This is a genomic window from Streptomyces lunaelactis (assembly GCF_003054555.1).
Lineage (GTDB): Bacteria > Actinomycetota > Actinomycetes > Streptomycetales > Streptomycetaceae > Streptomyces > Streptomyces lunaelactis.
The window spans coordinates 3,820,975-3,846,098 of the sequence record NZ_CP026304.1; the positions used below are offsets into that span (position 1 = coordinate 3,820,975).

Below are 25,124 nucleotides of genomic sequence, written 5' to 3' on the forward strand. Positions count from 1 at the left end.
AGATCCACACCGGAATCCGTGCACCGCCTCCTACGTCCCGTACGTCCCCTGCGCCTCCTGAGGAACGTCCGGCGGGAGCAGCCGCTCGACCAGAGCCGTGATCAGGTCGCCCGCCTGCTTCCCGGGGAAGACGTCGGGCAGCGTGAGGCGCTCCACCACCAGCCAGTTGGTCGCCAGATAGATCATCCTGACCGCGTCGGCGTCACCGGGCAGCCCGGCCTCCAGATGGCCCGCGACATTGGCCTCGACGTCCTCGCTGACGCGCGCGGTGAGCACGGCGCGCAGGGCAGGGCGGCGGGTGGCCTCGAGACGCAGTTCGAGGAGAGCGAGGTAGCCCGTGCCGAACGCCGAGACGCGCTCCACCACGTCGCGCACCAGCTCCGCGGTCCGCGCACGGGTGGCGGGGCCGCTGAGCATGGCCTCCATCGTGGCGTCGTCCGGGCGCATCCGCTCGTAGATCCGGCCCCCGGCCTGGGTGAGCAGGTCGTCGCGGTTGGCGAAGTAGTTGGACGCGGTGCCCGTGGGGACCGCCGCCTCGGCGTCGACGGCCCGGAAGGTCAGACCGCGCGCACCCTCGCGGGCGAGCACTTCGATGGCCGCGTCGACGAGCGCCGCGCGCCGGGCCAGGTTCTGCCTCATCCGTAGTCCCTCGAGTCCTCTCGCCCGCTTGATACCACTCCAAGCGTAGTACTAAGGGCGGGACCGTGTTGACTGACCGGATGGACAACGATCAGCAGGAGACGTTCCGGGCGCTGCTGCGCACCCAGCGCGTCTGGGACACCACGCTTCCCGCCTTCGACCCGGCGGCCGCACCCCGTGAACCCCTGCCGCTCTTCCACCGGTGGTTCGCAGAGGCCGTGGCGGCCGGTCAGCCCGAGCCGCACACCATGACCCTGGCCACCGTGGACGACCAGGGACGGCCCGACGTACGGACGCTGATGCTGCACGACGCGGACGAGCGCGGCTGGCACTTCGCGTCGCACGCCACCAGCACGAAGGGCCGGCAGCTGGCCGCGCGCCCCGAGGCCGCGCTGGGCTTCTACTGGGCGGCACAGGGCCGCCAGATCCGGGTCCGCGGCCGGGTGAGCGCGGGGGCGTCGGCGGAGAGCCAGGCCGATCTGCATGCCCGCTCGACGGGGGCGCTGGCCGCGGCGCTGACCGGTCACCAGAGTGAGGCGCTCGGCTCCCAGGAGGAGTTGGCGCTCGCCTCGCACGCCGCGTGGGAGCGGGCGCAGGCCGAGCCGGATGCGCCTGTGCCGACCTGGACGGCGTATGTGCTGGAGCCGTACGAGGTCGAGTTCTTCCAGGGGGACGAGCGCAGGCGGCACGTACGGCTGCGCTACCGCCGTGGGGAGAGCGGCTGGGTGACGGAACTGCTCTGGCCCTGATCAGGACCGCGCGATCACGACCGCCCGGTCACGACCGCGCGGTCACGGCTTCCGCACCGGACGGAAGACGGGCACCGCCGTCCCACCGTCACCCTCGACCCGGAAGGTGGCCTCCAGTTCCATGCCGATCCGCAGCTCCCCCTCCTCCGCGTACTCCACGATCTCGGTCATCATCCGCGGACCCTCGGCGAGATCGACGACCGCGGCGGCGTACGGCACGCGTGCACCGAAAGGCGGCAGGTCGTTGCGGTGCACGACGGACCAGGTATAGAGCGTGGCGCGGCCGCTCGCCCGCTCCCAGGTCACGTCCTCGCTCCAGCAGCGCGGGCAGAACTCGCGCGGATAGTGGTGCGCCCTCCCGCAGGCGCCGCAGCGGCGGATCAGCAGCCCGCCCTCGGCGGCGGCGTCCCAGAAGGGGCGCGTGAAATCGTCGACTTCGGGCGTCGCGGTCATCAGAAGAGGCCGATCGCACTGTCGAGGGACCAGGCCTGCCAGGACATGGCGAAGAGGGCGACGAAGGATATGAGCGCCATCATGGCGTTCTGTCCCTGTTCCGCCCAGTCGTGGATCATCAGGACGAGATAGAGCAGATTGAGGAGCAGTCCGCCGACGAGGGCGACCGGGGTCAGGAAGCCGACGATCAGGCCGAGACCGAGGGCGAGTTCGGCGTAGACGACGACGTACGCCATCACCTTGGGGCGGGGCCGCACCACCCGCTCGAAGCCGGTTCTCACCAGCGGCCACTTGTGCTTGCCCGCGACGTCCGCCGCCCAGGTGATGCCGGTGCCGCGCTCGAACCAGCCCTTCTTGTCCTTGTGGCGCCAGCTCTCCAGCCACCACAGGCCGAGACCGATGCGGAGGACGGCGAGCCATTCGGCACCGGTGAGCCAGATGGTCTGCATCGGGACCCCCTCTCTTCGTTTCTGACGGTACGTCAGTTCAGCGGATGGGGCAGCTTGTGCGCAAGAGGTGTGCGGGCGTGATCAATTCGCAACTGAATGCCATCTTGACTGAGACCCATCAAGTAATCGTGCGATTACGCTCACGGTTCATGCCCGACGAAAAGGACATCGACCTCACGAACGACCGGCCCGTCTATGTCATCGGCGGCGGCCCGGGCGGTCTCGCGGCTGCCGCCGCGCTGCGGCAGGAGGGCGTACGGGCCGTGGTGCTGGAGAAGTCCGAGTCCGTCGGCGCCTCGTGGCGCCGCCACTACGACCGGCTGCATCTGCACACGACCCGGCGGCTGTCCGCACTGCCGGGACTCGCGATGCCACGGTCGTTCGGGCGGTGGGTGTCGCGGGACGACGTGATCCGGTATCTGGAGAAGTACGCGGAGTTCCACGAGCTGGAGATCGTGACGGGGGTCGAGGTCTCCCGGATCGAACCCTCGGGACCCGACTGGGTGCTGCACGCGACGGGCGGCCGGGAGCTGACCGGCCGGGCTGTCGTGGTGGCCACCGGCTACAACCACACCCCGTCGCTGCCGGACTGGCCGGGCCGGGACTCGTACAACGGCGAGCTGCTGCACGCGGGCGAGTACCGCAACGCCGCCCCGTACGCGGGCAAGGACGTACTGGTCGTCGGCGTCGGCAACACGGGCGCGGAGATCGCGGTCGACCTGGTGGAGGGCGGCGCCGCGCGCGTCCGGCTGGCCGTCCGCACGATCCCGCACATCGTGCGCCGATCGACAGCGGGCTGGCCGGCCCAGCGAACGGGCATCCTGGTCCGCCGGCTGCCGGTACGCCTGGTGGACCGGGCGGGCGGGATCATGAGCAGGGTCGCCGTGCCCGACCTCACGGAACACGGCCTGCCGCGACCGGACACGGGCCTGTACTCCCGCGTGCGGCAGGGTGCGATCCCGATCCAGGACGTGGGCCTGATCGACGCGGTCCGTACGGGGAAGGTCGAGCCGGTCGCGGCGCTGGAGGCCTTCGAGGACAGCAAGGCGGTACTGGCGGACGGCACGCGCATCTCCCCGGACACGGTGATCGCGGCGACGGGCTACCGCCGGGCGCTGGAAGGCCTGGTGGGCCATCTCGGCGTACTGGACGAGCGGGGAAGGCCGGTGACGCACCGGGGCCGGGCGGCGGCGCAGGCGCCGGGGCTCTTCTTCACCGGGTTCACCAACCCGATCAGCGGGATGCTGCGCGAGATATCGATCGACGCCCGCAGAATCGCCAAGTCGCTGGCCAAGGGCTGAGCGCCGTTCCCCAGGGTCGGCCGCGTGTGAGGACCTGGGGACGGCAAGGCGGAGCCGGGCTATTCGTCCGCGAAGATCTCCCCGGCGGCCGGGGAGGTGACGGCACGGGCGAGCCAGCGGCGCAGGATCGCGGGGTCCTCGCAGCCGGTGATGCGCTCGCGTGCCTTGTCGGGGACGTCGATGCCCCGCTGCTCCAGGACGAGCAGGATGTCCTCGGCGCGGCTTTCGACGCGGCCCTCGTCCCGGATCTCTTCCGAGAGGGGGGACTTGTAGAAAGAAAGGTCCACAGCCACCAGGTTCCTCCACTGTTGTGCGACCGGGCGGTTGCCCAGGCCTTGTGCGGTGAGTTCGACGATGGGGTCGGCGATGGTTTCCGGTGTGTCCCGCAGAGCGGTGGTTGTGCGGGCCGGTGCGGGAGATGTGCCGTTGGCACATGCCTGCGGCGTGTCTCGTGGCGAGCATAGGCATGTAACACCGCCCAAATACGGCCCAGTTGGCGACGTTCACCCGCAGGGGTGAGAGCGCCCGGCGGTCGGTCGGGCCCGCTTCCTTCGACAGGAGGTCCAGCTCGGCCCAGCCGTCTTCGCCACCCCCCGCAGGCGGGTAGTTCATGCACGAGGAGCCGAGGGGAAGGTGACGTACGATCCCCCCTCCCGCCAGGCTTTACGCGCAGGACTGTTCCTGACTGGTCGTCAGGTCTGTAATCTGACTATGCGTCAGTTGCTGTCCGACGAGCAGGAGCGGGGCTCAGCGATGCTTGGATCCACTCACGGCACCCTCACCTCCGACCTCCGCGCGCGCGTGGTGGCCTGCGGAGAGCACCCCCGCGATGCCGTCCACGAAACGGCCGCGGCCACCGCGTCCGCCGGTGATCTGGACGTCAGCGGGCGGGCCCTGTACGCCTCCGTGCCCGATCTGGACCGGTTCTTCCGGCCCGCCTCCGTCGCCGTCGTCGGGGCTTCCGATGCCGAGGGGCGGCCCAATACCGGCATCACCCGGCAGCTCATCGACTGGGCCGGGCGCGTCGGGGCCCGGCTGTATCCGGTGCATCCCACCCGGGAGACCGTCTTCGGGCTCGGCTGCCACGCCTCGGTCCGCGAGCTGCCCGAGCCGGTCGATCTCGCCGTGCTGCTGGTCGGCGACCCGCTGCCGGTGATCGAGGAACTCGCCGAGGCCAAGGTGAAGTTCGCCGTGGCCTTCGCCTCCGGGTACGCCGAGACCGGGGCGGAGGGCTCGGCGGCCCAGATACGGCTGGCGGCCGCGGTGGAACGCTCGGGGGTGCGGCTCCTCGGCCCCAACACCAACCTCAACGCCTTCGAGAGGTTCCGGGACGACCTGGACGGGCCGGCGATCGCGCTGATCACCCAGTCCGGGCACCAGGGGCGGCCCGTGTTCACCATGCAGGAGCTGGGCGTACGGCTCTCCCACTGGGCGCCGACGGGCAACGAGGCCGATCTGGAGACCGCCGACTTCATCTCGTACTTCGCCGAGCGCCCCGAGGTCGGGGCCATCGCCTGCTACGTGGAGGGGTTCAAGGACGGGCGCTCCTTCCTGCTCGCCGCCGACCGGGCGGCGCGGCGCGGAGTGCCGGTCGTCGCGGTGAAGGTCGGGCGCACCGAGACCGGGGCGCGGATGGCCGCCTCGCACACCGGCAAACTGACGGGCGCGGACCAGGTGGTGGACGCGGCGATGCGGCAGTTCGGCGTGATCCGGGTGGACGGGCTCGACGAACTCCAGGACACCTCGGCCCTGTTGGCGCGGGCACGGCCGCCGGTGGCCGACGGGGTCGTCGTCTACTCGATCTCGGGCGGCACGGGCGCGCACTTCTCGGACCTCGCGACGGCGGCCGGGCTGCCGATGCCCCAGCTGTCCGGGGCCAAGCAGGCCGAGCTGCACGAGTGGATACCGGAGTATCTGAGTGTGGCCAACCCCGTCGACAACGGCGGGCACCCCGTGGGCGACTGGCGCGGCCGCAAGATCATCGACGCGATTCTCGACGACCCGTCCGTCGGTGTGCTGATCTGTCCGATCACCGGTCCCTTCCCGCCGATGAGCGACAAGCTGGCGCAGGACCTGGTGGACGCGGCGGAGACCACGGACAAGCTGGTGTGCGTGGTGTGGGGGTCGCCGGTGGGGACGGAGGCGGCGTACCGCGAGACGCTGCTCGGGTCCTCACGGGTCGCCACCTTCCGTACCTTCGGGAACTGCATCACGGCCGTCCGCGCCTATCTGGACCACCATCGCTTCAGGGCCGGCTACCGCTCGCCCTTCGACGAGGCGCCGCGCACCCCTTCGCCCTCCTTCCGCAAGGCGCAGGCGCTGATGCGGCCGGGCAAGCAGCTGAGCGAGCACGCGGCGAAGCAGCTGCTGCGGGCGTACGGCATCCGGGTTCCGCGCGAGCAGCTGGTGACGAGCGCGGCGGCGGCGGTGCGGGCGGCGGGCCTGGTCGGCTACCCGGTCGTCATGAAGGCGTCGGGGACGCAGCTCGCCCACAAGACCGAACTGGGCCTGGTCAAGGTCGGGCTGACCTCGGCCAGCCAGATCCGCGACGCCTACCGCGAGCTGACGGACATCGCCCGTTACGAGGGCGTGGACCTGGACGGGATCCTGGTCTGCCAGATGGTCGAGCGGGGCGTGGAGATGGTCGTCGGGGTCACCCAGGACGCGCTCTTCGGCCCGACGGTGACGGTGGGCCTGGGCGGGGTACTGGTGGAGATCCTGCACGACGCGGCGGTACGCGTCCCGCCCTTCGGCGAGGACCAGGCCCGCTCGATGCTCGGCGAACTGCGCGGCCGGGCCCTGCTGGCGGGCGTACGGGGTGGCCCGCCGGTGGACGTGGACGCGCTGGTGGAGGTCGTGCTGCGGGTCCAGCGGATGGCGCTGGAGCTGGGCGACGAGCTGTCCGAGCTGGACATCAACCCGCTGATGGTGCTGCCGCGGGGGCAGGGCGCGGTGGCGCTGGACGCGCTGGCGGTGTGCCGGTGATCCGGGTGCGCCGAGCCGCCGCTTCGACCGTACGGAACGGAGGAACCGCATGACCGACGAGTCGCTGGTACTGCACAGCGCGGACAACGGGGTCTCGTGGATCACCCTCAACCGCCCCGAGGCGATGAACGCGCTCACCTGGGACCAGCGGGAGAGGATCATCGCGCTGCTCGCGGAGGCGTCCGCCGGCCCCGAGGTGCGGGCCGTCGTCATCACCGCGACCGGCAAGGGGTTCTGCGCGGGGGCGGATCTGCGCGGGACGCCGTCGACCGGCCGGGAGCGGATCCCCGGCGATGTGGCACGGACGATCCGGCTCGGCGCGCAGCGCCTGATCGGGGCCGTACTCGACTGCGAGAAGCCGGTGATCGCCGCGGTCAACGGCACCGCCGCCGGCATCGGCGCGCATCTCGCGTTCGCCTGCGATCTCGTACTGGCGGCGGAACCGGCGAAGTTCATCGAGGTGTTCGTACGGAGGGGGCTCGTCCCGGACGGCGGCGGGGCGTATCTGCTGCCCCGGCTGATCGGCCCGCAGCGCGCGAAGGAGCTGATGTTCTTCGGGAACTCCCTGTCGGCTGCCGACGCCGAGCGCATCGGACTCGTCAACCGGGTGGTCGCGGCGGAGGAGTTGGAGAAGACGGCGCGCGAGTGGGCGGAGCGCCTGGCGGCGGGCCCCACGCGGGCGCTGGCCCTCACCAAGCAGCTGGTGAACGCCTCACTGGAGTCCGACCGGGCCACGGCTTTCGCCGCCGAGGCGGCCGCGCAGGAGATCAACATGACGACGCGGGACGCGAACGAGGGGGTGGCGAGCTTCGTGGAACGCCGGACTCCCTGGTACGAGGGTCGCTGAGGCTTCCAATCTGACGCACCGTCAGCTTCAATGAGAGATGTGATGGGACACGCAGGGATGGCGGCCACCGCCGTCCGATACCTCAGGTCGGTCGGGGCCCCCACGGCCACCGAGCCCTTCGACGCCTTGCCGCGCCCGGACCTGCGGGCCGTCGGCGACGACGAACGGCTGCCCGTCGAGGCGGCCGAATTCCGGCGTGTGCTGGGGCACTTCGCGACCGGTGTCACCGTCGTCACGGCGTACGACGAGGACGGACCGGCCGGGTTCGCCTGCCAGTCCTTCGCCTCCCTGTCACTCGATCCGCCGCTGGTCGCCTTCATGGTCGCCCGCACGTCGACGACCTGGCCGCGCATAGCCCGCGCCGGGTCCTTCTGCGTCAACGTCCTCGGTGCGCACCAGGGCGAGCTGTGCCGGGGGTTCGCGGTGAGCGGCGCGGACAAGTTCGCCGGCGTCGCGCACACCGCCGCGCCCGTGACCGGGTCGCCGCTGCTGGAGGGCGTGCCGGCCTGGATCGACTGCACGATCCAGACGGTGCACACCGGCGGCGACCACCTGATCGTGGTGGGCCGGGTGGAGGCACTGGGCGCGGCGGACGAGGGCGCGCCGCTGCTGTTCCACCGGGGGAAGTTCGGGCGCTTGCGGGACTGAACCCGCCGAGGCGCGTGCCGCCGCACCTGTTGCCTGCCCAATTCACGATCGAGTGAACGAGAGGCGTTCCGCAGCACGGCGCGATAGCCTGTTCATAACGTCCCTGTTATGACATGGGGCGAGGTCGAAGTCGAGCCGGAGGTGGAGAAGTGGTTCCTCGGGCTGAGTCAGCAGCATCGCGGTACGACTGCGTTCTACGTGGAACTGCTGGCGACCTACGGCGTCCTCCTCGGCGAGCCGTACAGCAAACAGTTGGACGGCAAACTCAGAGAGCTGCGCTTCCACCTCGATGGTGAGGCAATGCGCATCACCTACTGGATAGCGAGCGGGCGTCGCATCATCCTGCTCACAGTCTTCCGCAAGCAACGGATGCGAGAGAGTGCCGAGGTCGAGCGAGCCGTCCGGGCGATGCGCAATTGCTTCGCCGAGGAGCACACAGTGGATGAGGAGTGACGGGATGAGCGGCCGGAAGAAGTGGGCCGAGTTGAGGGAGGAAGCCCTCGCTCACCCTGAGGCCCAGGAAGCGTACGAAGCGACCCGGATCCGCTTTGAACTCGGCCGCGCTGTGCGTGAGCGCCGGGAGGCGCTCGGGATGACCCAGGCCCAGCTCGCTGAAGCCGCCGGCCTTCAGCAGCCCGCTGTGGCGCGGTTCGAGGCGGGCGGGACGATGCCCACCCTGCCCCTCCTGGAGCGCTTCGCCTCCGCGCTCGGTATGCGGCTCAGCGTCGGTTTCGAGCCGCTCGACCGAGCGAGCTGAGGGGGCCGTCCGGCCCGGCAGGTGTGCCGTACGCCGGTATCGGTCGGGACGGGCCTACCCGACCGGGTCGGCCGCCTTCACCAGCGAGACGGGCGACACCGGCGGCAGCTTCGCCAGTGGCTTGCGGCGGATCACGAGAGCCATCAGCGCCGCCGCCGCGCACAGCGCCCCCGACGCGTACCAGACCACGTCGTACGAGCCGAACACATCCCGCGCCACACCGCCCCCGAAGGCCACGATCGCCGCGCCCACCTGGTGCGACGCCAGGACCCAGCCGAAGACGATCGCGCTGTCGTCGCCGTAGTGCTCGCGGCACAGGGCGATCGTCGGCGGGACCGTCGCCACCCAGTCCAGGCCGTAGAAGACGATGAAGAACAGCATCGGCGGGTGGACGGACGGGGCGAGCAGCATCGGCAGGAAGAGCAGGCTGATGCCCCGCAGCGCGTAGTACACCGACAGCAGCCGGCGCGCCTCGAAGCGGTCGGTGAACCAGCCCGATGCGATCGTGCCGACGACATCGAAGACGCCGATCACCGCGAGCAGCGAAGCGGCCGCCGTGATCGGCATGCCGTGGTCGTGGGCCGCGGGCACGAAGTGGGTCTTGACCAGGCCGTTCGTTGAGGCGCCGCAGATCGCGAAGGTGCCGGCCAGCAGCCAGAACGGGCCTGTGCGGGCCGCCCGGACCAGGACCGTGATCGCGCGGCGGGCCGCGCCCCGGACCGGGTCCGGCTTGGGGGTGAAGCCCTCCGCGCCGTACGCCGCGATCCCCACGTCCGCCGGGTGGTCCCGCAGCAGCAGCCAGACGAAGGGGACGACGGCGAGCGCCGACAGCGCGACCGTGATCGAGGCCGGGCGCCAGCGGTGGTTCTCGACCAGCCAGGACAGGAGAGGGAGGAAGACCAGCTGGCCGGAGGCGCCGGCCGCAGTGAGGATGCCGGTGACCAGTCCGCGTCGCTGGACGAACCAGCGGTTGGTGACCGTCGCGGCGAAGGCCAGCGCCATCGAGCCGCTGCCCAGGCCGACCAGGACGCCCCAGTACATGACCAGTTGCCAGGACGTCGTCATGAAGACGGTCAGCCCGGAGCCGACCGCGATGACCGTCAGGGCGACCGCGACCACCCGGCGGATGCCGAAGCGGTCCATCAGCGCCGCGGCGAACGGCGCGGTGAGCCCGTACAGCGCGAGATTCACCGAGACCGCGAAGCCGATCGTGCCGCGCGACCAGTCGAACTCCTCGTGCAGCGGCTCGATCAGCAGACCCGGCAGCGAGGCGAAGGCGGCGGCGCCGATGATCGTCACGAACGTGACGACGGCGACGAACCACGCGCGGTGGATACGGATCCGCGGAGGGCGAAGAGAAGGAGGGCTGTCGTGCTGCGGCTCAGTTGTCTGGGGCACGTCACTCAGCATCCGGGGGCCGGTCAACCGTAACGAGTGGCCCGTAGGACAGCATTCGATAGGATCGGGCCATGGGTGACGTAAAGAGCATCACAACGCATCGGGTCGTCGTACTGGCGCTGACCGGGCTGCTCCCCTTCGAGCTCGGCATCCCTCACCGGATCTTCGGCCGGGCCAAGGACGCGGACGGCCGTCCCCTGTACGAGATCGTCACCTGCGCGCTCCTGCCGGGCTCCGTCCGCACCGACGCCGACTTCGACGTCCACGTCGATCACGGCCCCGCGGCGCTCGCCACCGCGGACACCGTCGTCATCCCCGCCTCGTACGAGCTGGGCCCGGTCTTCGACGAGGGCCGGCTCACCGACGAGCTGGCCGACGCCCTCGCGCACATCCGGCCCGGCACCCGCCTGGTCTCCATCTGCACCGGCGGCTACGTCCTCGCCGCCGCCGGGCTGCTCGACGGCCGGCCTGCCACCACCCACTGGTCGCATGCCGAGCACTTCCAGCGGCTCTTCCCGTCCGTCAAGGTCGACGCGGACGTCCTCTTCATCGACGACGGCGACGTGCTCACATCGGCGGGCGTCGCGGCGGGCATCGACCTGTGCCTGCACATCGTGCGGCGCGACCACGGCACGGCCGTCGCCAACGAGGTCGCGCGCAGCACCGTCGTACCGCCGCACCGGGACGGCGGGCAGGCCCAGTACATCCAACGCCCCGTCCCCGAACCGCAGTTGGCCACCACGACCGCCGCCCGGGGCTGGGCGCTCGGGCGGCTGCACGAGCCGATCCAGCTGCGCGACATGGCGGAGCAGGAGTCCATGAGCGTACGGACCTTCACGCGCCGCTTCCGCGAGGAGGTCGGCGTCAGCCCGGGCCAGTGGCTGACGCGGCAGCGCGTGGAGCGGGCCCGGCACCTGCTGGAGTCCACGGATCTGTCGGTCGACCAGGTGGCGCGGGACGCGGGCTTCGGTACGGCGCAGTCGATGCGGCAGCATCTGCAGTCGGTGCTGGGGGTTCCGCCCACCGTGTACCGGCGCACCTTCCGCGCGGGCGGCGAGCTCAGAACGGGCGAGCTCAGAACGTAAGCACGCCGCGCGCCACCCGCCCATGGTGCGCATCGTCCGCCGCCTTCGCGAAGTCCTCGATCCGGTAGGTCTCGGTGACCAGCTCGTCCAGCAGCAGCCTGCCCTGGCGGTACAGCTCGGCGTACAGCGCGATGTCGTGCTGCGGGCGCGAGGAACCGTAGCGGCAGCCCAGGATCGACTTGTCCAGGAACATCGCCGCAGGCACGAAGGACGCCTCCGCCGTCGCCGCCGGCATGCCCAGGATGATCGCCTGGCCGTGCCGGTCGAGCAGCTCGATCGCCTGCCGGATCAGGCCCACGTGCCCGACGCACTCGAAGACGTGATCGGCGCCGGTCGGCAGGATCTCCCGTACGCCGGCCGCCGATTCGAGGAAGTCGGTCGCCCCGAACTGCCTGGCCACCGCCTCCTTCGCCGGGTTCGAGTCGACGGCGACGATCGCGGACGCGCCCGCGATCCGCGCGCCCTGGAGGACATTGAGCCCGATGCCGCCCGTCCCGATGACGACGACGGTGTCACCGCGGTCGACCTTCGCGCGGTTCAGTACGGCTCCGACTCCCGTGAGCACCCCGCAGCCGATCAGCGCGGCCGAGGTCAGCGGCAGATCGGAGGGGATCCTCACCGCCTGGACGGCCTTCACGATGGTGCGTTCCGCGAAGGCGGAGTTGGAGGCGAACTGGAAGAGCGGTTCACCACCGCGCGAGAAGGGGCGGCCGGGCCGCCCGATCGCCTTGCGGCACATCGTGGGCCTGCCGCGGTCGCAGTCCGCGCACGCGCCGCAGTTGGCGAGGGTGGACAGCGAGACATGGTCGCCGGGTGCGACATGGCCGACGCCCGCGCCGACCGCCTCGACGACACCCGCGCCCTCGTGCCCGAGAACCACCGGTACGGGGAAGGGGATCGTGCCGTCGATCACCGACAGATCGCTGTGGCACAGCCCGGCGGCGGCGACGGCGACCAGCACCTCGCCGGGGCCCGGGTCCCGTATCTCCAGATCGTCAACCACCTGGGGCTGCTTGCCGTCGAAGACGACGCCTCTCATCGGGGCTCCCTCGGTAGGCCGAGCACCCGCTCGGCGATGATGTTGCGCTGGATCTCGTCCGAGCCGCCGTAGATGGTGTCGGCGCGGGTGAAGAGGAACAGCCGCTGGAGGGCGTCGAGTTCGTAGGGACGCTCAGCGCTCCAGTCGTACGGACCTGCCGCCGCGCCCGCGCCGCGTACGGCCATGGCGAGTTCGCCGAGCCGCTGGTGCCAGCCGCCCCACAGCAGCTTGGCGACGCTCGGGGCGCCCGGGTCGCCGCCCGGACCGGCCAGGGTCCGCAGGGCGTTGAACCGCATGATGCGCAGCTCGGCCCACTGGCGTACGAGCCGGTCCTTGAGCACCGGGTCGTCGACGGCCCCGCTCTCGGCGGCCAGCCGCACCACCCGCGCCAGCTCCTCGGCGAAGCCGATCTGCTGGACGAGCGTGGACACGCCGCGCTCGAGGGCGAGCAGGCCCATGGCCACGCGCCAGCCGTTGCCCTCGCCGCCGACGACGTGACCGGCCGAGGCGAGTGCGCCGTCGAAGAAGACCTCGTTGAACTCTGCCGTGCCCGACATCTGGCGGATGGGGCGTACGTCGATACGGCCCGGCTGGTCCATCGGCACGAGCAGGAACGAGAGCCCGTGGTGGCGCCGGGACCCGGCCTCGGTCCGCGCCAGCACGAAACACCAGTCGGCTTCGTGGGCGAGCGAGGTCCAGATCTTCTGGCCGCTGATCCGGTGGACGTCGCCGTCCCGGACGGCGGCGGTCCGCACCGCGGCGAGGTCCGAGCCGGCGCCGGGCTCGCTGTAGCCCTGGCACCAGAGCTCCTCGCCGCGGGCGACGGCGGGCAGGAAACGGTCCTGCTGCGCCTGGCTGCCGTAGGCGATGAGGGTGGGCGCGAGGAGGTTCTCGCCGATGTGCCCGAGGCGGCCGGGGGCGCCGGCGCGGGCGTACTCCTCGGCCCAGACGACCTGCTGGGTCAGGGTGGCCCGGCGGTTCCCGTACGCGCCGGTGTCCCAGCCGAGGCCGATCCATCCGGCGCGGCCGAGCTCGCGCTCCCAGGCGCGGAGGCCGGCGGAGCCGGCGGGGTCCCGGGTCATGTGCTGCCCGAGCCAGGCGCGGGCGTCCGTGCGGAACGCGTCGTCGGCCGGGCCGAACTCGAAGTCCACGTCTTCTCCAAGGAGTTGAGGGTTCCCCTGCCCGCCCCTTCCCGCTGTATCGATGTGCGGCTCCGCCGCGTGGGGGGCTGCGCCCCCAGACCCCGTACGGCTTCGGCCGTGTCCTCGATCGCCGGACGGGCTGGATACTCCAGCTACCCGTTCGGGCGGGCGCCCGACGACGCCGCTCGCGCCATCTCCTCCAGCTGCGCCAGCATCGGCATCGGGTCCACCCCCACCGTCCCCGGCAGAAAGTCCGCGATCCTCTCCGGCGTCCACCCGCCCTCCGCGTAACCCGCTCGCAGCTCCCTCGGCTGCGCCCACACCGCGATCTTCGGGCCCGCGATCGTGTAGACCTGACCCGTGATCCGCTCCTTGCGGGCGCGGTCGGAGAGCAGGTAGACGACCAGCGCCGCCACATCCTCCGGCTCCCCGATCTCCTTCAGCTCCATCGGGACGTTCGCCGACATCCGCGTACGCGCCACCGGCGCCACCGCGTTCGCCGTCACCCCGTACTTGTGCAGGCCCAGCGCCGCGCTCCGCACCAGCGAGATGATCCCGCCCTTCGCGGCCGAGTAGTTCGCCTGCGCCACGCTCCCCTGGTGGTTCCCGCTGGTGAAGCCGATCAGGGTGCCGCCGCCCTGTTTGCGCATCACTGCGGACGCCGCCCGGAAGACCGTGAACGTGCCCTTCAGGTGCGTTGCGACGACCGGGTCCCACTCCTCCTCGGACATGTTGAAGAGCATCCGCTCGCGCAGGATCCCGGCCACGCACACGACCCCGTCGATCCGGCCGTACTCCGCGAGCGCGACGTCCACGATCCGCCGGCCGCCGGCCATCGTCGAGATGTCGTCGGCCACGGCGACCGCTTCGCCGCCGGCCACGACGATCTCCTTGACGACCGCCGACGCAATCTCGGACGTCGGCTCGCCGCCCTCGATCGAGACGCCGTAGTCGTTGACGACGACCCGCGCACCCTCCGCCGCCGCGGCCAGCGCCACCGCGCGTCCGATGCCACGCCCCGCTCCCGTCACGGCGACGACCTTGCCTGCCAAGAAGTTCCCCACGCCCGGCCCCTTCCCGCGGTTTCTGACGGACCGTTAGATTCTACGGTCAGTCAGATACTCGAGCACAAGCCCCAGGAGGCCCGATGTCACTGCCGGCCGAGTTCCACGACATCGCCAAACGCGTCAACAACTGGGGCCGTTGGGGAACCGACGACGAGCGGGGGACTCTCAACCTGATCACGGACGAGGTGGTCAGGGCCGCCGCGGCCACCGTCCGCACCGGCCGCCGCGTCCCCCTCGCGCTTCCGCTCCAGCAGGACGGCATCCAGACCGGCATGATTCCGGGCCGGGTGAACCCCCTGCACACCATGGTCCAGATCAATCAGGAGCTCTTCGGCCCCGGCACCGTCGCCACCAGCGACGACGCCGTGACCATGGGTCTGCAGGCCGCCACCCACTGGGACGCCCTGACCCATGTCTCCCACTCGGGGAAGATCTACAACGGCCGCCCCGCCGACACCATCACCCCGCACGCCCGCGCCCGGTTCAGCGGTATCGACAAGGCCGGGCACATCGTCTCTCGCGGCGTCCTGCTCGACGTGGCGCGCGCGAAGGGGCTCGACCGCCTGCCCGGCGATCACGCCGTCACCCCCGAGGACCTTGACCAGGCCGCGGAGTTCGGCGGGGTGAGCGTGCAGCCCGGCGACATCGTTCTCGTACGGACCGGGCAGATCCAGGTCTGCCTCGGCGGGGACAAGCACGGCTACGCGTACCCGTCCCCGGGCCTCTCGGTCCGTACGCCCGAGTGGTTCCACGCCCACGACGTCGCCGCCGTCGCGAACGACACCCTCACCTTCGAGATCTTCCCGCCGGAGATCGAGAACCTCTGGCTGCCCGTGCACGCCCTCGACCTCGTCGAGATGGGCATGCTGCAGGGCCAGAACTGGAATCTGGAAAAGTTGTCCACAGCCTGTGCAGAAGTGAAGCGGTACGCGTTTCTGCTGTCGGCGATGCCCGAACCGTTCGTCGGCGGTACGGGAACCCCCGTCGCCCCCGTCGCGATCCTCTGAGGCTACGGCGCGGCGACGAAGCCCCGCACCCCCGGCTCGTACGCAACGGTCGGCGCGCCCCTGTCCACCTCGCACCAGATGGACTTGCCCGCACCCTCCGGCTGCCAGCCCCACCGGTCGGCGAGCCCGTCGACCAGTTCGAGCCCGCGGCCGTTGGTGTCCCCGCCCTCGGCGTGGCGCGGCTGCGGCGGGCAGGCGCTGATATCGACGACCTCCACCCGTACCGTCCCGGCCTCAGCCGCTCCCGCGCCGAAGAGCATCCGCAGCACCGCCGGACAGCCGGTGTGGACGACGGCGTTGGTCACGAGCTCCGAGATCAGCAGGATCAGTGTCTCGGCCAGCGGCTCGTCGTCCCCTATCCCGGACCCTTCGAGCCTGGACCGGGCCCACCTCCGAGCTCGTCCCACCTCCGCGGGATCGGGCCCGACCTCCAACTGAACCAGAAGCACCTGCACCGTTCACACCATCCGAACCGGCGGACACATCGCCTCGCGCCTCGACAAGGTCCCCAACAGGGTCACTGAACGTGACTCCCTTGCGAGACAGCATGGTTGACGTACAGTCACCGCAACAAGCGCTTCGGGCATATTCCAGCGCGAAGGAGTACCCGTGGTGCATACTGTGCGACGCACGTTGTGGGGAGTCGAACAGAGGCACGCAGCACGCGTGCACAGGCGGCGAACGGCGCACATTCCGGGGCCCGGAGCCGCCGCACGGGCGACACCGGTGAAGCCCGGTCTCGGAACCACTCGCATCCCACGGAGCGTACCGGAGCGTCACCCCGACTCCGGGCCGTGACGAGTCGTCCGAAGGACACAACCCGGTATCGACAATCGGTGACGCTTCAGAGTGCTGAGGCCAAGGCATCGGCCTGGATCTCCTCCGACTCGGCCGCGGTGAGCCACATCTGCGCCCGCAGCCAGGCCCGCTTGAGATGCAGATGGACATCCGCCTCCCAGGTGAAGCCCATACCGCCGTACACCTGGAGGCAGTCGCGCGCATTGCGTACGGCCGCCTCGTCGGCGAGCAGCTTGGCGCCGGCGATCTCGGTGAGGTCCCCGGTGACCGCGGCCGCGTAGACGGCGCTGCGGGCGACCTCCGTGCGTACGAGCATCTGGGCACACAGATGCTTGACTGCCTGGAAGCCGCCGACGGGCTGTCCGAACTGCTGCCGCTCCTTGGCGTATTGGACGGCCGCCTCGGTGGTGCGCGCGGCGCTGCCGAGCTGTTCGGCAGCGGTCAGCAGCGTGCCGTCCGGGTGCGGTGGCGCCGTGGGAATGTCCGGCGACGACCGGTGCACCGGGGTGAGCGGGTCCATGGACCGGACCGCCCTGGCCGAGGGGAGGTCCTTGGGGTACCTGACCCGCCACGACCTGTCGTACAGCACCAGCGCCACATCGGCGTCGGCGAAGTGCGGGATGTGGCCGCGCAGTTGAGTGGCGCAGGTGACCACCGTGCCGCCCTCCGCCGCGCCCGGCACGATCCCCGCCGCCAGATGCGTCGCCACCAGCGGCCCGTTCAGCAGCGCCCGGCCCGCCTCCTCGAAGGCGAGGACCGCCTCGGGCAGTCCGAGCCCGACGCCGCCCTCCGCTTCCGGGAGCCGCAGCGCGAAGAAGCCGGCCTCGCCGAGCTGCCGCCACAGCTCCCGGTCGACCGTGCCCTCCCGGTCCACGGCCGCCCGGAGCGCGTCGCGGCCGAAGCGGCCCGCCAGCAGCTCCCGTACGCCGCTTCGCAGAGCACGCTGGTCGCCGGTCAGCCGGAAGTCCATCAGCGCCCTTTCGGGAGGCCGAGGATCCGCTCGGCGACGATGTTCTGCTGGATCTGCGAGGTGCCCGCGGCGATGGTGTACGAGAGCGAGGAGAGCCGGTCCGCCGTCCACTCGTGGTCGAGGTCCACGGCGTCGGGTCCGAGCACCTCGGCGGCGGCCTCGTACAGCTCCTGGCGCGCGTGCGAGTAGCGGAGCTTGAAGACCGAGCCGCCGATGCCGGGTACGCCGCCGGTGCTCTGCGACTCGCTGACGTTCCACTGGGTGAGCCGCCACAGGGCACTGAACTCCGCGTTCAGCCGCCCCAGTCTCCGCCGCAGCACCGGATCGTCCCAGCGGCCGTTCCGCCGGGCCGTACGGGCCAGTTCGCCCAGCGTGCGGCGGCAGGCGACGACCTCGCCGACGAATGCCGTGCCGCGCTCGAAGGAGAGGGTGACCATGGTGACGCGCCAGCCGTCGTTCTCCTCGCCGACGCGGTTCGCGACCGGGACGCGGACCTCGTCGAGGAACATCTCGGCGAACTCCGCCGACCCGGCGAGCGTGCGCAGCGGGCGCACGGTGACCCCGGGCGCGTCCATGGGCATCGCCAGCCAGGAGATCCCGCGGTGCTTGGGCGCCCCGGGGTCCGTCCGTACGAGCAGCTCGCACCAGTCGGCGACCTCGGCGTGCGAGGTCCAGATCTTGGCGCCGCTGATCACGTACGAGTCCCCGTCCCGGACGGCCTTCGTACGCAGCGACGCCAGGTCCGAGCCGGCGTCCGGCTCGCTGAAGCCCTGGCACCAGACCTCGTCGCCGCGCAGCACGGGCGGCAGCCAGCGGGCGCGCTGTTCGGCCGTGCCCTCCGCGGCGATGGTGGGACCGGCGTGCAGCAGACCCACGAAGTTCGCGCCCACGTACGGCGCCCCGGCCCGCTCCGTCTCCTCCAGGTAGATCAGATGCTGGGTCGGGGTCGCTCCCTGCCCGCCCGCGTCGACGGGCCAGTGCAGGCCCGCGTACCCGGCGTCGTACAGCATCCGCTGCCAGGCCGTGTCGTACGCCCGGCGGCCCGGCCAGTCCAGCGGGTCGGGCTTCGGCGGCAGTTCGGGCAGCGACACGGCGAGCCACGCGCGCAGCCGCGCCCGGAAGGCCTCTTCCTCCTCCGTGTACGTGAGGTCCACTACCGGTCCAGGTCCCGGCCCGGTTCCCGGCCCAGGTCCCGGTCCAGATCCAGGCCGAGCATCCGGATTGCGTTGCCGCGCATCAGCTTGTAGACCGTCTCGTCGTCGAGGCCCTTGACGTGGTCGAGGGCGACTTCCTTGGTGTGCGGGAAGGTCGAGTCGACGTGCGGATAGTCGGTCTCGAAGGTGGCGTTGTCGCGTCCGACGACATCCAGCGAGGCCACGCCGTGCTTGTCGCGGAAGAAGCAGCAGAACATCTGCCGGTAGTAGTACGTCGAGGGCGGCTCGGGGATCAGATCGCGCACCCCGCCCCAGGCCCGGTGCTCCTCCCACACATCGTCGGCGCGCTCCAGGGCGTACGGGATCCAGCCCATCTGGCCCTCGCTGTACGCCAGCTTCAGCGTCGGGAACTTCACCAGCACGCCGGAGAAGAGGAAGTCCATCATCGAGGCCATCGCGTTGTTGAAGGACAGCGAGGCCTGGACGGCGGGCGGCGCGTCCGGCGATGCGGCGGGCATCTGGGAGGACGAGCCGATGTGCATGTTCACGACCGTGCCGGTCTCCTGGCAGATCGCGAAGAACGGGTCCCAGTACCCGGTGTGGATCGACGGCAGCCCGAGATGGGTGGGGATCTCGGAGAAGGTCACCGCCCTCACCCCGCGCGCCGCGTTCCGCTTGATCTCGGCGACCGCCAGGTCGATGTCCCAGAGCGGGATGACGCACAGCGGGATCAGCCGGCCGCCGCTGTCCCCGCACCACTCCTCCACCATCCAGTCGTTGTAGGCGCGTACGCAGGCAAGGGCGACCTCCTTGTCGTGCGCCTCGGCGAAGGTCTGCCCGCAAAAGCGCGGGAAGGTGGGGAAGCAGAGGCTCGCCTCCACGTGGTTGAGGTCCATGTCGGCGAGGCGCGCCCCGGGGTCCCAGCAGCCGCGCCGCATCTCCGCGCGGGTGATGCCCTCGAGGGTCATGTCGTCGCGGTCGAAGCCGACGGCGGCGATGTTGCGCTTGTACGGGAACTTGAGGTCCTCGTAGATCCACCAGTCGGTCGGCGGCCCGTCCGGGTCCATGGTGATGACGTACTTGCCGCCGGTGTAGGCGAGTTCGCCGATGCCGGCGGTGAGCGGCTGGGGGCCGCGCTCGCGGTACTTCGCGGGCAGCCAGGTCTCGAAGAGGTGCGCCGGTTCGATCACGTGGTCGTCGACGCTGACGATCCGAGGAAGCTCTTTCATGGGTGTCCCCTCCGAGTGCTGCCGCTGATACTGCCGACCTGTTTCCGTTGAGCCGCTGTTTCCGTTGAGCCGCTGTTTCCGTCGACCGTTTCTGATGGTCCGTCAGAAATCAGGCTAGCCCCGCACCCCTGGACCGACAAGGCGGTGAGCCCTACGCTCTCGACACGATCTGACTACCCGTCAGCTATGGCAGCCACGAGGGAGCTCGGGCATGAACGAGACCGCACACGCACTGGGCGCCTCCCGCACCCTCTGGGAGCTCGTCGAACTCCGCGCCGGGCTCACCCCGGACCGTCCCGTACTGCTCCAGGACGACCGCAGCCTCACCTTCGGCGCGCTGCGGGACCGCTCCGAGCGGGTGGCGGCAGGACTGTACGAACTCGGGGTGCGGCCCGGCACGGTGGTCGCCTGGCAGCTGCCCACCCGGATCGAGACAGCGCTGCTCTCCTTCGCCCTCGCCCGCATCGGAGCCGTACAGACGCCGATCATCCCCTTCTACCGGGACCGCGAGGTGGGCTTCGCGCTACGGGAGTCCAAGGCCGCGTTCTTCGCCGTACCGGGGACCTGGCGCGGCTTCGACCACGCGGGCATGGCGCACCGGCTCGCACTGGAGCTCCCGGAGCCGCCGCTGGTCTTCGAGGCGTACGACACCCTGCCCGACGGCGACCCGGCCGTACTGCCTCCGCCGCCCCTGACCGGGAGGGACGTGCGGTGGATCTACTGGACCTCGGGCACCACATCGGACCCCAAGGGCGTGCTGCACACCGACCGTTCGCTGATCGCGGGCGGCTCCTGCCTCGCGCACGCGCTGCGTCTGTCGTCCGACGACGTCGGCTCGATGGCGTTCCCCTTCGCCCACATCGCCGGGCCCGACTACACGGTGATGCTGCTGCTGTACGGATTCCCGGCGGTGATGTTCGAGCAGTTCGCGCTGCCCGACGCGCTGGAGGGCTACCGCAGGCACGGTGTGACGGTCGCGGGCGGCTCCACCGCCTTCTACTCGATGTTCCTCACCGAGCAGCGCAAAGCGCCGGAGCGGCCGCTGATACCCAGCCTGCGGCTGCTGGCCGGGGGCGGGGCGCCCAAGCCGCCGGAGATCTATCACGCCGTGGTACGCGAGATGGGCTGCCAGCTCACCCACGGCTACGGCATGACCGAGGTCCCGATGATCACCATGGGCGCGCCCGACGACACCGTGCGGAACCTCGCCACGACCGAGGGGCGGCCGCCCGAGGGCATGGAGATACGCATCGTGGACGGCGAGGTGCGGCTGCGCGGGGAAGCCGTCTGCCAGGGCTACCTGGATCCCGCCCAGACCGCGGCCGCCTTCGACGGCGAGGGCTTCTTCGTCACCGGGGATCTGGGGCATGTCACCGAGTCCGGTCACCTCGTCCTCACCGGCCGCATCAAGGACGTCATCATCCGCAAGGGCGAGAACATCTCCGCGAAGGAGATCGAGGACCTCCTGCACGCGCATCCCGCCGTCGCGGACGTGGCGGTGATCGGCCTGCCGGACGCGGAGCGCGGCGAGCGGGTGTGCGCGGTGGTGGAACAGCCCGAGGGCGCACAGGAGTTGAGCCTCGGCGTGGTCACAGCGTATCTGCGCGGCCTGGGCCTGTCGGTGCACAAACTGCCGGAGCAGCTGGAGGTGGTGGAGGGACTGCCGCGGAACGAGACGCTGCGGAAGGTGCTCAAGTACAAGCTGCGGGAACGGTATTCGTGAGCCCGCCGTCTCGTGCCGGAGTGGCAGCCCTCCGCAGCCGCTACCTGCGCGTGCGGTTGTGCGGCCGGGAGAGGGCTCGCGCGATATTTGACTAATCCGAGCCGGCAAGGCTCTGCGGCGGGTCCAGGGAGCGCCGCGCCCGGCTGATCACACGATGCGCCTCGGGCCCGTGGACGGCAGACTCCCGGAGTGTGTCCCACACCCGCTGGTAGAGGGCGATGCTCTCCGCATCGTCCAACCACAGCTCCGCGTGCCAGTCCTCGGTGATGGCCAATCTGTCGTCCAGTATCCAGAAGCCGTTGGCAGGGGGAATCTTCAGCGGTGCGGACAGGGGGACGATCATCAACTTCACCGTGTCCAGACCGATCAGCCCGGCCAGCCTGTCGAGCTGTGCCGCAAGCACGGAAGGCGGACAGATCACGGAACGCAGCGCCGCCTCCGAGACGAGCACCTCGAACCGCTTGCCCGGGTCGTAAAGGAATTCCTGCCGCCGCAGTCGGCCGCGCACGGCCTCTTCGGTATCGCGTTCCGACTGCATCAACTGGGCATACCGTGTGAAGACCGCGCGCGCGTAGTCCGCGGTCTGCAAGACGCCGGGGATCATCGCGCTCTCCCACACCCGGGTCACCGTGGTGCGGGCCGACTCCGCGTACCACGTGTCCTGTACCGGCCGGTGTCCGGACGCCAGCTGCCGACGCCAGGAGCGGATGTGCGACTCAAAGCCTCGCAGCCGCGCCAGCAACTCACCCTCGATGTCGGGCTGTCCGGTGGCCACTGCCCATTGCGCCAGATCTTCGGGCGCGGCGGTCTGCTGGCCGAGTTCCAGCTTGGAGACCTTGGACTGCGCCCAGCCCAGCCGCGAAGCCAGCTGCGTTCCGGTGAGCCGGCCACCGGGAGAGGACAGGCGGAGCTCACGAAGCCGCGCTCCGAGCGCCACTCTCGCCTGCTGGTAGTCGGTACTCACCGGTCCACGCTCTCCTACTTCGCTGTGCGCAACTGCTCTGCGAACCGATCAGAGGGCACGGCGTGGTGCATCGCCGCGTCCCGCACCTGTGAGTACCGGACGACCTCAGCCGGCTCGGTGATCAGCTCGACGTGCAGCAGGTTGTCGTCGCTGTCGAAAATGAGCAGGGCCACCAGCCGGGAGTCGAAGATCCAGAAGTCCTCGTTCGGCAGCCGCAGCCGCTCCGCGTCCGCCCGCCACAGGTTGCGCATGTCCTCGCCGGTGGCCGCGTTCCGCTGAGCGTTGTCCATCAGGTACAGCTGCCCCGTGGTGGGTGGGTTGTCCAGGATGCGCACCCGGCCAACGGTCTTACCCGCTCCGGTCTGACGGCGCATGTTGCTGCACCACTCGTCGTCCAGGTCCCATTCGACCGGCTCGCCCCTCACGAACTGCGCGTACGTCTCGGTCTCCGCGTCGGACCCGTATGCCCGTCGCGTTTCCAGCCTCCATGCCGTGTGCTTGAACGTCTCGAAGAGCCTGCCGAATTCGTCCACGCTGATGATCGTCGCCTGTCGCTGGGTGGCACTCTTGGGAGCCCAGTCCTCAAGCACTGCGCGCGGGACCACGATGACCTGCTCTCCCTCCGAGAGGTGCTGAAGCTGGGCAATGTCCTCGGGGTTCGTGAGCGGGGGGCCGTGCACGATGACCTCCCCCGTGTCCAGGTCTTCGTGCACGGACGGACATCCGCCGTTGCCGGACCCGGTTCCGTTGAACCGCAGCCTGCGCGTCATTGTCGTCTCCCTCGCGCTGAGTGGTGTCCATTCAGCATTGCCGCGTCCCACTGCCCTGGACACCGACTTCAGGAGAATACCCAGGAAAACTAAGTGAGTTGACGAGAATATTTGCGAAAACTGCATCCCTGGCCAGGTTGGTGATCCTTAGCGTTTCGGGCCATGACGACCATGAGCGGGCCCGTGCACCTCAACACGCCTCTGCTGGAGCCGGCGCCAGTGGGCGGCTGCGACGTGTGCGCGGCGCTGGCCCGTCAGCGTGAGGAAAACCGCCGCACGGGCGATATGTCGGCCGTCTCGGACGCGAACATCGAGATCCGGCGGCACAGTGGTCCGGAGCACCGGCGGCGCACGTGACCCCGCCCGCCCCGCCGCCAGAGCAGGACGGCCCGTACACCGACTCCCCTTCGGGATGGTGGTCGGCGTACAGCGGCGCGCTGGATGTGGCCTCCGGGGTCGTCTACCTGCCTCCCACGGCCGACCTCCCCCCGTGCCCATTCCCCTGCGAGCGGTGCCGGGTACGGGGGAAGCAGTGACCGAGACTTGCCTGCCCACCTGGCTGATTCGAATATTCAAAGCACAGTGGACGCACCCGAGTTGGCCTGCGGGGCACAAGCGGCCATTGCCCGCCGCGCGCAATCATTTGCCCGCCGGCGTGAAATCCGGCCTCGCCGGCGAAACTCAGCCCCTCCGGCGTTTGAGGAGCGGGGCTTGGGGCGGAGCCCCAACAAGGGCCCCGCCTGCGTTTGAGGCGCGGGGGTCCGGGGGCAGAGCCCCCGGGTAAGGCCTACGGCTCGGGCGTCACGTAGTACGAGGCGAACGCCGCGAGGATCTCCTCCTCCGTGATCCTGCCGTCACCGTCCGCGTCCAGCGCCTTCCCCACCTTGACCGCGAGACCGGGATCCACCCCCAGGACCCGCAGCACCCGCTCGGCCGCGGACGGGGTCACGCCCCCGCCGTCCTCGTCGGCGATGGCGATCACGGCATGGAGAAAGGGGCGGGCGATCTCGGCGAATCGCTGGGGATTGTCGCGCAGTCTCTTCACCGCACCCGTGATGAACTCCTGGCGGGTGACCCGCTGGTCCCCGTCCACATCGGCGATTCCGGCCATGCCCTGCCAGAACGCCTCCGCGCCGCTGTACAGGGCCTGGCCCTTGTCGCAGCGTGCGGCTGTGGAGAACTCGGCCAACAGTGCGGCCGCGGCCCCGCTGAAGTCCTCACGGTCGATATAGCCATTGCCGTCCTGGTCGAAGGCGGCGAAGCGGGAAGCGATCTTGCGCTCGTACTCTGCGCTGTCCATGCGGCCGAGGGTACGACTCCGGGCGCTGACGCGTGCAAGTACTGCGCCAAGTCTCCGCAATTACGCGGAGAGGGGCTCCGCCTCGTCGTCGACGGCCGCGCCCGCGTCCGCGTACACCTCGAAGAGCCGGCGCACCCCGAGCGCGGCCAGGACCCGGTTGACGTGCGAGCCGTCCCCCGCGCCCCGGGCAGGGAGTATCAGCCGCAGCCTGCCCCGGCAGGAGCGCAGCAGCCGGCGGGCGGCGATCAGCACGCCGACGCCGCTGGAGTCGCAGAAGAGCACTTCGGAGAGGTCGAGCACGAGATCGCGGCGGCCGGCGGCGACCGCGCCATGGACGTGCTGGCGGACCACGGGCGAGGACACGAGGTCCAGCTCGCCGCGGACGTGCAGCACGGTCCACACGCCCTGCCGGGTCTCGTCCACCTTGAGCATCACGACCGGACCTCTCCTCCTGCCGATCCGGGGACGCGGCTGCCGACAAGCGGCCGCGAAGATCCGGAAGCTGTGGTTCCTTCGCGACTGCCCCGCCGCCCTCCCATGAAACACGATGCTCACAGCCGTCTCCGGGCGGTCCGCCTCCTATCATCCCGGCCACTCCGAGGGGCGCACTTGCCGCAAAGGGGCGTGCGTCCGGGGCCGCGCGCACTACA

Annotated in this window: 26 protein-coding genes and 1 pseudogene; 11 read left to right on the forward strand and 16 right to left on the reverse strand. The window is 70.6% G+C overall.

Features of this window, described 5'->3' with window-relative positions:
- Positions 1-30: 30 nt before the first annotated feature.
- A complete protein-coding gene (locus SLUN_RS17215; protein WP_108149327.1) occupies positions 31-639 on the reverse strand; it encodes a TetR/AcrR family transcriptional regulator in 609 nt (202 codons plus the stop codon).
- A gap of 80 nt (positions 640-719) precedes the next feature.
- Here SLUN_RS17215 and SLUN_RS17220 point away from each other — a divergent pair, with 80 nt between their 5' ends.
- The gene (locus SLUN_RS17220; RefSeq protein WP_108149328.1) at positions 720-1,388 is read left to right on the forward strand and encodes a pyridoxine/pyridoxamine 5'-phosphate oxidase; all 669 of its coding nucleotides are present in this window, start codon (positions 720-722) and stop codon (positions 1,386-1,388) included.
- 42 nt (positions 1,389-1,430) lie between these two features.
- Here SLUN_RS17220 and SLUN_RS17225 read toward each other — a convergent pair whose 3' ends face one another.
- Together SLUN_RS17225 and SLUN_RS17230 are read right to left on the reverse strand one after the other, a co-directional pair.
- Positions 1,431-1,841, reverse strand: coding sequence for a Zn-ribbon domain-containing OB-fold protein (locus SLUN_RS17225; RefSeq protein ID WP_108149329.1), 411 nt, complete (start codon positions 1,839-1,841; stop codon positions 1,431-1,433).
- A complete protein-coding gene (locus tag SLUN_RS17230; protein ID WP_108149330.1) occupies positions 1,841-2,290 on the reverse strand; it encodes a DoxX family membrane protein in 450 nt (149 codons plus the stop codon). Before SLUN_RS17230 ends, SLUN_RS17225 begins: the two co-directional genes overlap by 1 nt.
- A 149-nt stretch (positions 2,291-2,439) precedes the next feature.
- On the opposite strand from SLUN_RS17230, the gene SLUN_RS17235 reads away from it, so the two are divergent.
- Positions 2,440-3,591: a flavin-containing monooxygenase gene (locus tag SLUN_RS17235; RefSeq protein ID WP_108149331.1), complete on the forward strand. Its 1,152-nt coding sequence runs from the start codon at positions 2,440-2,442 to the stop codon at positions 3,589-3,591.
- A gap of 59 nt (positions 3,592-3,650) precedes the next feature.
- Here SLUN_RS17235 and SLUN_RS17240 read toward each other — a convergent pair.
- Positions 3,651-3,989 (reverse strand): annotated as a pseudogene (locus SLUN_RS17240) (hypothetical protein); the annotation flags it as partial.
- Between the two features lie 355 nt (positions 3,990-4,344).
- Here SLUN_RS17240 and SLUN_RS17245 point away from each other — a divergent pair.
- The 5 genes from SLUN_RS17245 to SLUN_RS17265 all read left to right on the forward strand — a co-directional run bounded on the left by SLUN_RS17245 (position 4,345) and on the right by SLUN_RS17265 (position 8,828).
- Positions 4,345-6,576 carry an acetate--CoA ligase family protein gene (locus SLUN_RS17245; protein WP_108149332.1) on the forward strand — a complete coding sequence of 744 codons (2,232 nt, stop codon included), beginning with the start codon at positions 4,345-4,347 and terminating at the stop codon, positions 6,574-6,576.
- 49 nt (positions 6,577-6,625) lie between these two features.
- The gene (locus tag SLUN_RS17250) at positions 6,626-7,423 is read left to right on the forward strand and encodes an enoyl-CoA hydratase/isomerase family protein (RefSeq protein WP_108149333.1); all 798 of its coding nucleotides are present in this window, start codon (positions 6,626-6,628) and stop codon (positions 7,421-7,423) included.
- A gap of 57 nt (positions 7,424-7,480) precedes the next feature.
- Positions 7,481-8,071, forward strand: a complete 591-nt coding sequence (locus tag SLUN_RS17255) for a flavin reductase family protein (RefSeq protein ID WP_108149334.1) — start codon at positions 7,481-7,483, stop codon at positions 8,069-8,071.
- Positions 8,072-8,179: 108 nt separating this feature from the next.
- Positions 8,180-8,524 (forward strand): type II toxin-antitoxin system RelE/ParE family toxin, encoded by a 345-nt coding sequence (locus SLUN_RS17260; protein ID WP_108149335.1) that lies wholly within the window; start codon positions 8,180-8,182, stop codon positions 8,522-8,524.
- 4 nt (positions 8,525-8,528) lie between these two features.
- On the forward strand, positions 8,529-8,828 hold the full coding sequence (locus SLUN_RS17265) for a helix-turn-helix domain-containing protein (protein WP_108149336.1): 300 nt from the start codon (positions 8,529-8,531) through the stop codon (positions 8,826-8,828).
- A gap of 54 nt (positions 8,829-8,882) precedes the next feature.
- On the opposite strand, the gene SLUN_RS17270 is transcribed toward SLUN_RS17265, so the two are convergent.
- A complete protein-coding gene (locus SLUN_RS17270; protein WP_108149337.1) occupies positions 8,883-10,238 on the reverse strand; it encodes an MFS transporter in 1,356 nt (451 codons plus the stop codon).
- 59 nt (positions 10,239-10,297) lie between these two features.
- Here SLUN_RS17270 and SLUN_RS17275 point away from each other — a divergent pair, with 59 nt between their 5' ends.
- Positions 10,298-11,311 (forward strand): GlxA family transcriptional regulator, encoded by a 1,014-nt coding sequence (locus SLUN_RS17275; protein ID WP_108149338.1) that lies wholly within the window; start codon positions 10,298-10,300, stop codon positions 11,309-11,311.
- Here SLUN_RS17275 and SLUN_RS17280 read toward each other — a convergent pair.
- The 3 genes from SLUN_RS17280 to SLUN_RS17290 form a co-directional block, all read right to left on the reverse strand.
- Positions 11,301-12,350 carry a Zn-dependent alcohol dehydrogenase gene (locus SLUN_RS17280; protein WP_108149339.1) on the reverse strand — a complete coding sequence of 350 codons (1,050 nt, stop codon included), beginning with the start codon at positions 12,348-12,350 and terminating at the stop codon, positions 11,301-11,303. The two genes, SLUN_RS17275 and SLUN_RS17280, sit on opposite strands and share 11 nt — an antisense overlap.
- The gene (locus tag SLUN_RS17285; RefSeq protein WP_108149340.1) at positions 12,347-13,501 is read right to left on the reverse strand and encodes an acyl-CoA dehydrogenase family protein; all 1,155 of its coding nucleotides are present in this window, start codon (positions 13,499-13,501) and stop codon (positions 12,347-12,349) included. Before SLUN_RS17285 ends, SLUN_RS17280 begins: the two co-directional genes overlap by 4 nt.
- A gap of 143 nt (positions 13,502-13,644) precedes the next feature.
- Positions 13,645-14,556 (reverse strand): SDR family NAD(P)-dependent oxidoreductase, encoded by a 912-nt coding sequence (locus SLUN_RS17290; RefSeq protein ID WP_108149341.1) that lies wholly within the window; start codon positions 14,554-14,556, stop codon positions 13,645-13,647.
- Positions 14,557-14,639: 83 nt separating this feature from the next.
- Here SLUN_RS17290 and SLUN_RS17295 point away from each other — a divergent pair, with 83 nt between their 5' ends.
- A complete protein-coding gene (locus SLUN_RS17295; RefSeq protein WP_108149342.1) occupies positions 14,640-15,566 on the forward strand; it encodes a cyclase family protein in 927 nt (308 codons plus the stop codon).
- 2 nt (positions 15,567-15,568) lie between these two features.
- Here the strand turns inward: SLUN_RS17295 and SLUN_RS17300 are convergent, their stop codons facing one another.
- From SLUN_RS17300 to SLUN_RS17320, 4 genes are all read right to left on the reverse strand, one after another.
- Positions 15,569-16,021 (reverse strand): ATP-binding protein, encoded by a 453-nt coding sequence (locus SLUN_RS17300; RefSeq protein ID WP_108149343.1) that lies wholly within the window; start codon positions 16,019-16,021, stop codon positions 15,569-15,571.
- Positions 16,022-16,410: 389 nt separating this feature from the next.
- Complete coding sequence (locus SLUN_RS17310; RefSeq protein ID WP_108149345.1) at positions 16,411-17,334, reverse strand: acyl-CoA dehydrogenase family protein; 924 nt, start codon at positions 17,332-17,334, stop codon at positions 16,411-16,413.
- On the reverse strand, positions 17,334-18,488 hold the full coding sequence (locus tag SLUN_RS17315) for an acyl-CoA dehydrogenase (protein WP_108149346.1): 1,155 nt from the start codon (positions 18,486-18,488) through the stop codon (positions 17,334-17,336). The genes SLUN_RS17310 and SLUN_RS17315 overlap by 1 nt, the downstream gene beginning before the upstream one ends.
- Entirely contained in the window at positions 18,488-19,717 is a 1,230-nt protein-coding gene (locus SLUN_RS17320) for an amidohydrolase family protein (RefSeq protein WP_108149347.1), read from the reverse strand. The genes SLUN_RS17315 and SLUN_RS17320 overlap by 1 nt, the downstream gene beginning before the upstream one ends.
- A 211-nt stretch (positions 19,718-19,928) precedes the next feature.
- Between SLUN_RS17320 and SLUN_RS17325 the strand changes: the two genes are divergently transcribed.
- Positions 19,929-21,440, forward strand: a complete 1,512-nt coding sequence (locus SLUN_RS17325; RefSeq protein ID WP_108149348.1) for a class I adenylate-forming enzyme family protein — start codon at positions 19,929-19,931, stop codon at positions 21,438-21,440.
- Between the two features lie 91 nt (positions 21,441-21,531).
- Here SLUN_RS17325 and SLUN_RS17330 read toward each other — a convergent pair whose 3' ends face one another.
- Complete coding sequence (locus SLUN_RS17330; RefSeq protein ID WP_108149349.1) at positions 21,532-22,404, reverse strand: helix-turn-helix domain-containing protein; 873 nt, start codon at positions 22,402-22,404, stop codon at positions 21,532-21,534.
- 14 nt (positions 22,405-22,418) lie between these two features.
- Positions 22,419-23,174 carry a DUF6879 family protein gene (locus tag SLUN_RS17335; protein WP_108149350.1) on the reverse strand — a complete coding sequence of 252 codons (756 nt, stop codon included), beginning with the start codon at positions 23,172-23,174 and terminating at the stop codon, positions 22,419-22,421.
- 162 nt (positions 23,175-23,336) lie between these two features.
- Here SLUN_RS17335 and SLUN_RS17340 point away from each other — a divergent pair, with 162 nt between their 5' ends.
- A complete protein-coding gene (locus tag SLUN_RS17340) occupies positions 23,337-23,531 on the forward strand; it encodes a hypothetical protein (protein ID WP_108149351.1) in 195 nt (64 codons plus the stop codon).
- A 430-nt stretch (positions 23,532-23,961) separates the two neighbouring features.
- Here SLUN_RS17340 and SLUN_RS17345 read toward each other — a convergent pair whose 3' ends face one another.
- Both SLUN_RS17345 and SLUN_RS17350 read right to left on the reverse strand, forming a co-directional pair.
- The gene (locus tag SLUN_RS17345) at positions 23,962-24,474 is read right to left on the reverse strand and encodes an EF-hand domain-containing protein (RefSeq protein ID WP_108149352.1); all 513 of its coding nucleotides are present in this window, start codon (positions 24,472-24,474) and stop codon (positions 23,962-23,964) included.
- 60 nt (positions 24,475-24,534) lie between these two features.
- Complete coding sequence (locus SLUN_RS17350) at positions 24,535-24,909, reverse strand: STAS domain-containing protein (RefSeq protein WP_108149353.1); 375 nt, start codon at positions 24,907-24,909, stop codon at positions 24,535-24,537.
- Positions 24,910-25,124 lie beyond the last annotated feature (215 nt).

What these genes read in the sequence shown, in the direction of transcription:
- SLUN_RS17320 (WP_108149347.1), bottom strand. Translation starts at nt 19,717, where the DNA reads ATGAAAGAGCTTCCTCGGATCGTCAGCGTCGACGACCACGTGATCGAA.
- SLUN_RS17325 (WP_108149348.1), top strand. Translation starts at nt 19,929, where the DNA reads ATGAACGAGACCGCACACGCACTGGGCGCCTCCCGCACCCTCTGGGAG.
- SLUN_RS17220 (WP_108149328.1), top strand. Translation starts at nt 720, where the DNA reads ATGGACAACGATCAGCAGGAGACGTTCCGGGCGCTGCTGCGCACCCAG.
- SLUN_RS17215 (WP_108149327.1), bottom strand. Translation starts at nt 639, where the DNA reads ATGAGGCAGAACCTGGCCCGGCGCGCGGCGCTCGTCGACGCGGCCATC.
- SLUN_RS17295 (WP_108149342.1), top strand. Translation starts at nt 14,640, where the DNA reads ATGTCACTGCCGGCCGAGTTCCACGACATCGCCAAACGCGTCAACAAC.
- SLUN_RS17270 (WP_108149337.1), bottom strand. Translation starts at nt 10,238, where the DNA reads ATGCTGAGTGACGTGCCCCAGACAACTGAGCCGCAGCACGACAGCCCT.
- SLUN_RS17225 (WP_108149329.1), bottom strand. Translation starts at nt 1,841, where the DNA reads ATGACCGCGACGCCCGAAGTCGACGATTTCACGCGCCCCTTCTGGGAC.
- SLUN_RS17340 (WP_108149351.1), top strand. Translation starts at nt 23,337, where the DNA reads ATGACGACCATGAGCGGGCCCGTGCACCTCAACACGCCTCTGCTGGAG.
- SLUN_RS17275 (WP_108149338.1), top strand. Translation starts at nt 10,298, where the DNA reads ATGGGTGACGTAAAGAGCATCACAACGCATCGGGTCGTCGTACTGGCG.
- SLUN_RS17265 (WP_108149336.1), top strand. Translation starts at nt 8,529, where the DNA reads ATGAGCGGCCGGAAGAAGTGGGCCGAGTTGAGGGAGGAAGCCCTCGCT.
- SLUN_RS17250 (WP_108149333.1), top strand. Translation starts at nt 6,626, where the DNA reads ATGACCGACGAGTCGCTGGTACTGCACAGCGCGGACAACGGGGTCTCG.
- SLUN_RS17245 (WP_108149332.1), top strand. Translation starts at nt 4,345, where the DNA reads ATGCTTGGATCCACTCACGGCACCCTCACCTCCGACCTCCGCGCGCGC.
- SLUN_RS17260 (WP_108149335.1), top strand. Translation starts at nt 8,180, where the DNA reads ATGACATGGGGCGAGGTCGAAGTCGAGCCGGAGGTGGAGAAGTGGTTC.
- SLUN_RS17235 (WP_108149331.1), top strand. Translation starts at nt 2,440, where the DNA reads ATGCCCGACGAAAAGGACATCGACCTCACGAACGACCGGCCCGTCTAT.
- SLUN_RS17230 (WP_108149330.1), bottom strand. Translation starts at nt 2,290, where the DNA reads ATGCAGACCATCTGGCTCACCGGTGCCGAATGGCTCGCCGTCCTCCGC.
- SLUN_RS17310 (WP_108149345.1), bottom strand. Translation starts at nt 17,334, where the DNA reads ATGGACTTCCGGCTGACCGGCGACCAGCGTGCTCTGCGAAGCGGCGTA.
- SLUN_RS17345 (WP_108149352.1), bottom strand. Translation starts at nt 24,474, where the DNA reads ATGGACAGCGCAGAGTACGAGCGCAAGATCGCTTCCCGCTTCGCCGCC.
- SLUN_RS17255 (WP_108149334.1), top strand. Translation starts at nt 7,481, where the DNA reads ATGGCGGCCACCGCCGTCCGATACCTCAGGTCGGTCGGGGCCCCCACG.
- SLUN_RS17280 (WP_108149339.1), bottom strand. Translation starts at nt 12,350, where the DNA reads ATGAGAGGCGTCGTCTTCGACGGCAAGCAGCCCCAGGTGGTTGACGAT.
- SLUN_RS17335 (WP_108149350.1), bottom strand. Translation starts at nt 23,174, where the DNA reads ATGACGCGCAGGCTGCGGTTCAACGGAACCGGGTCCGGCAACGGCGGA.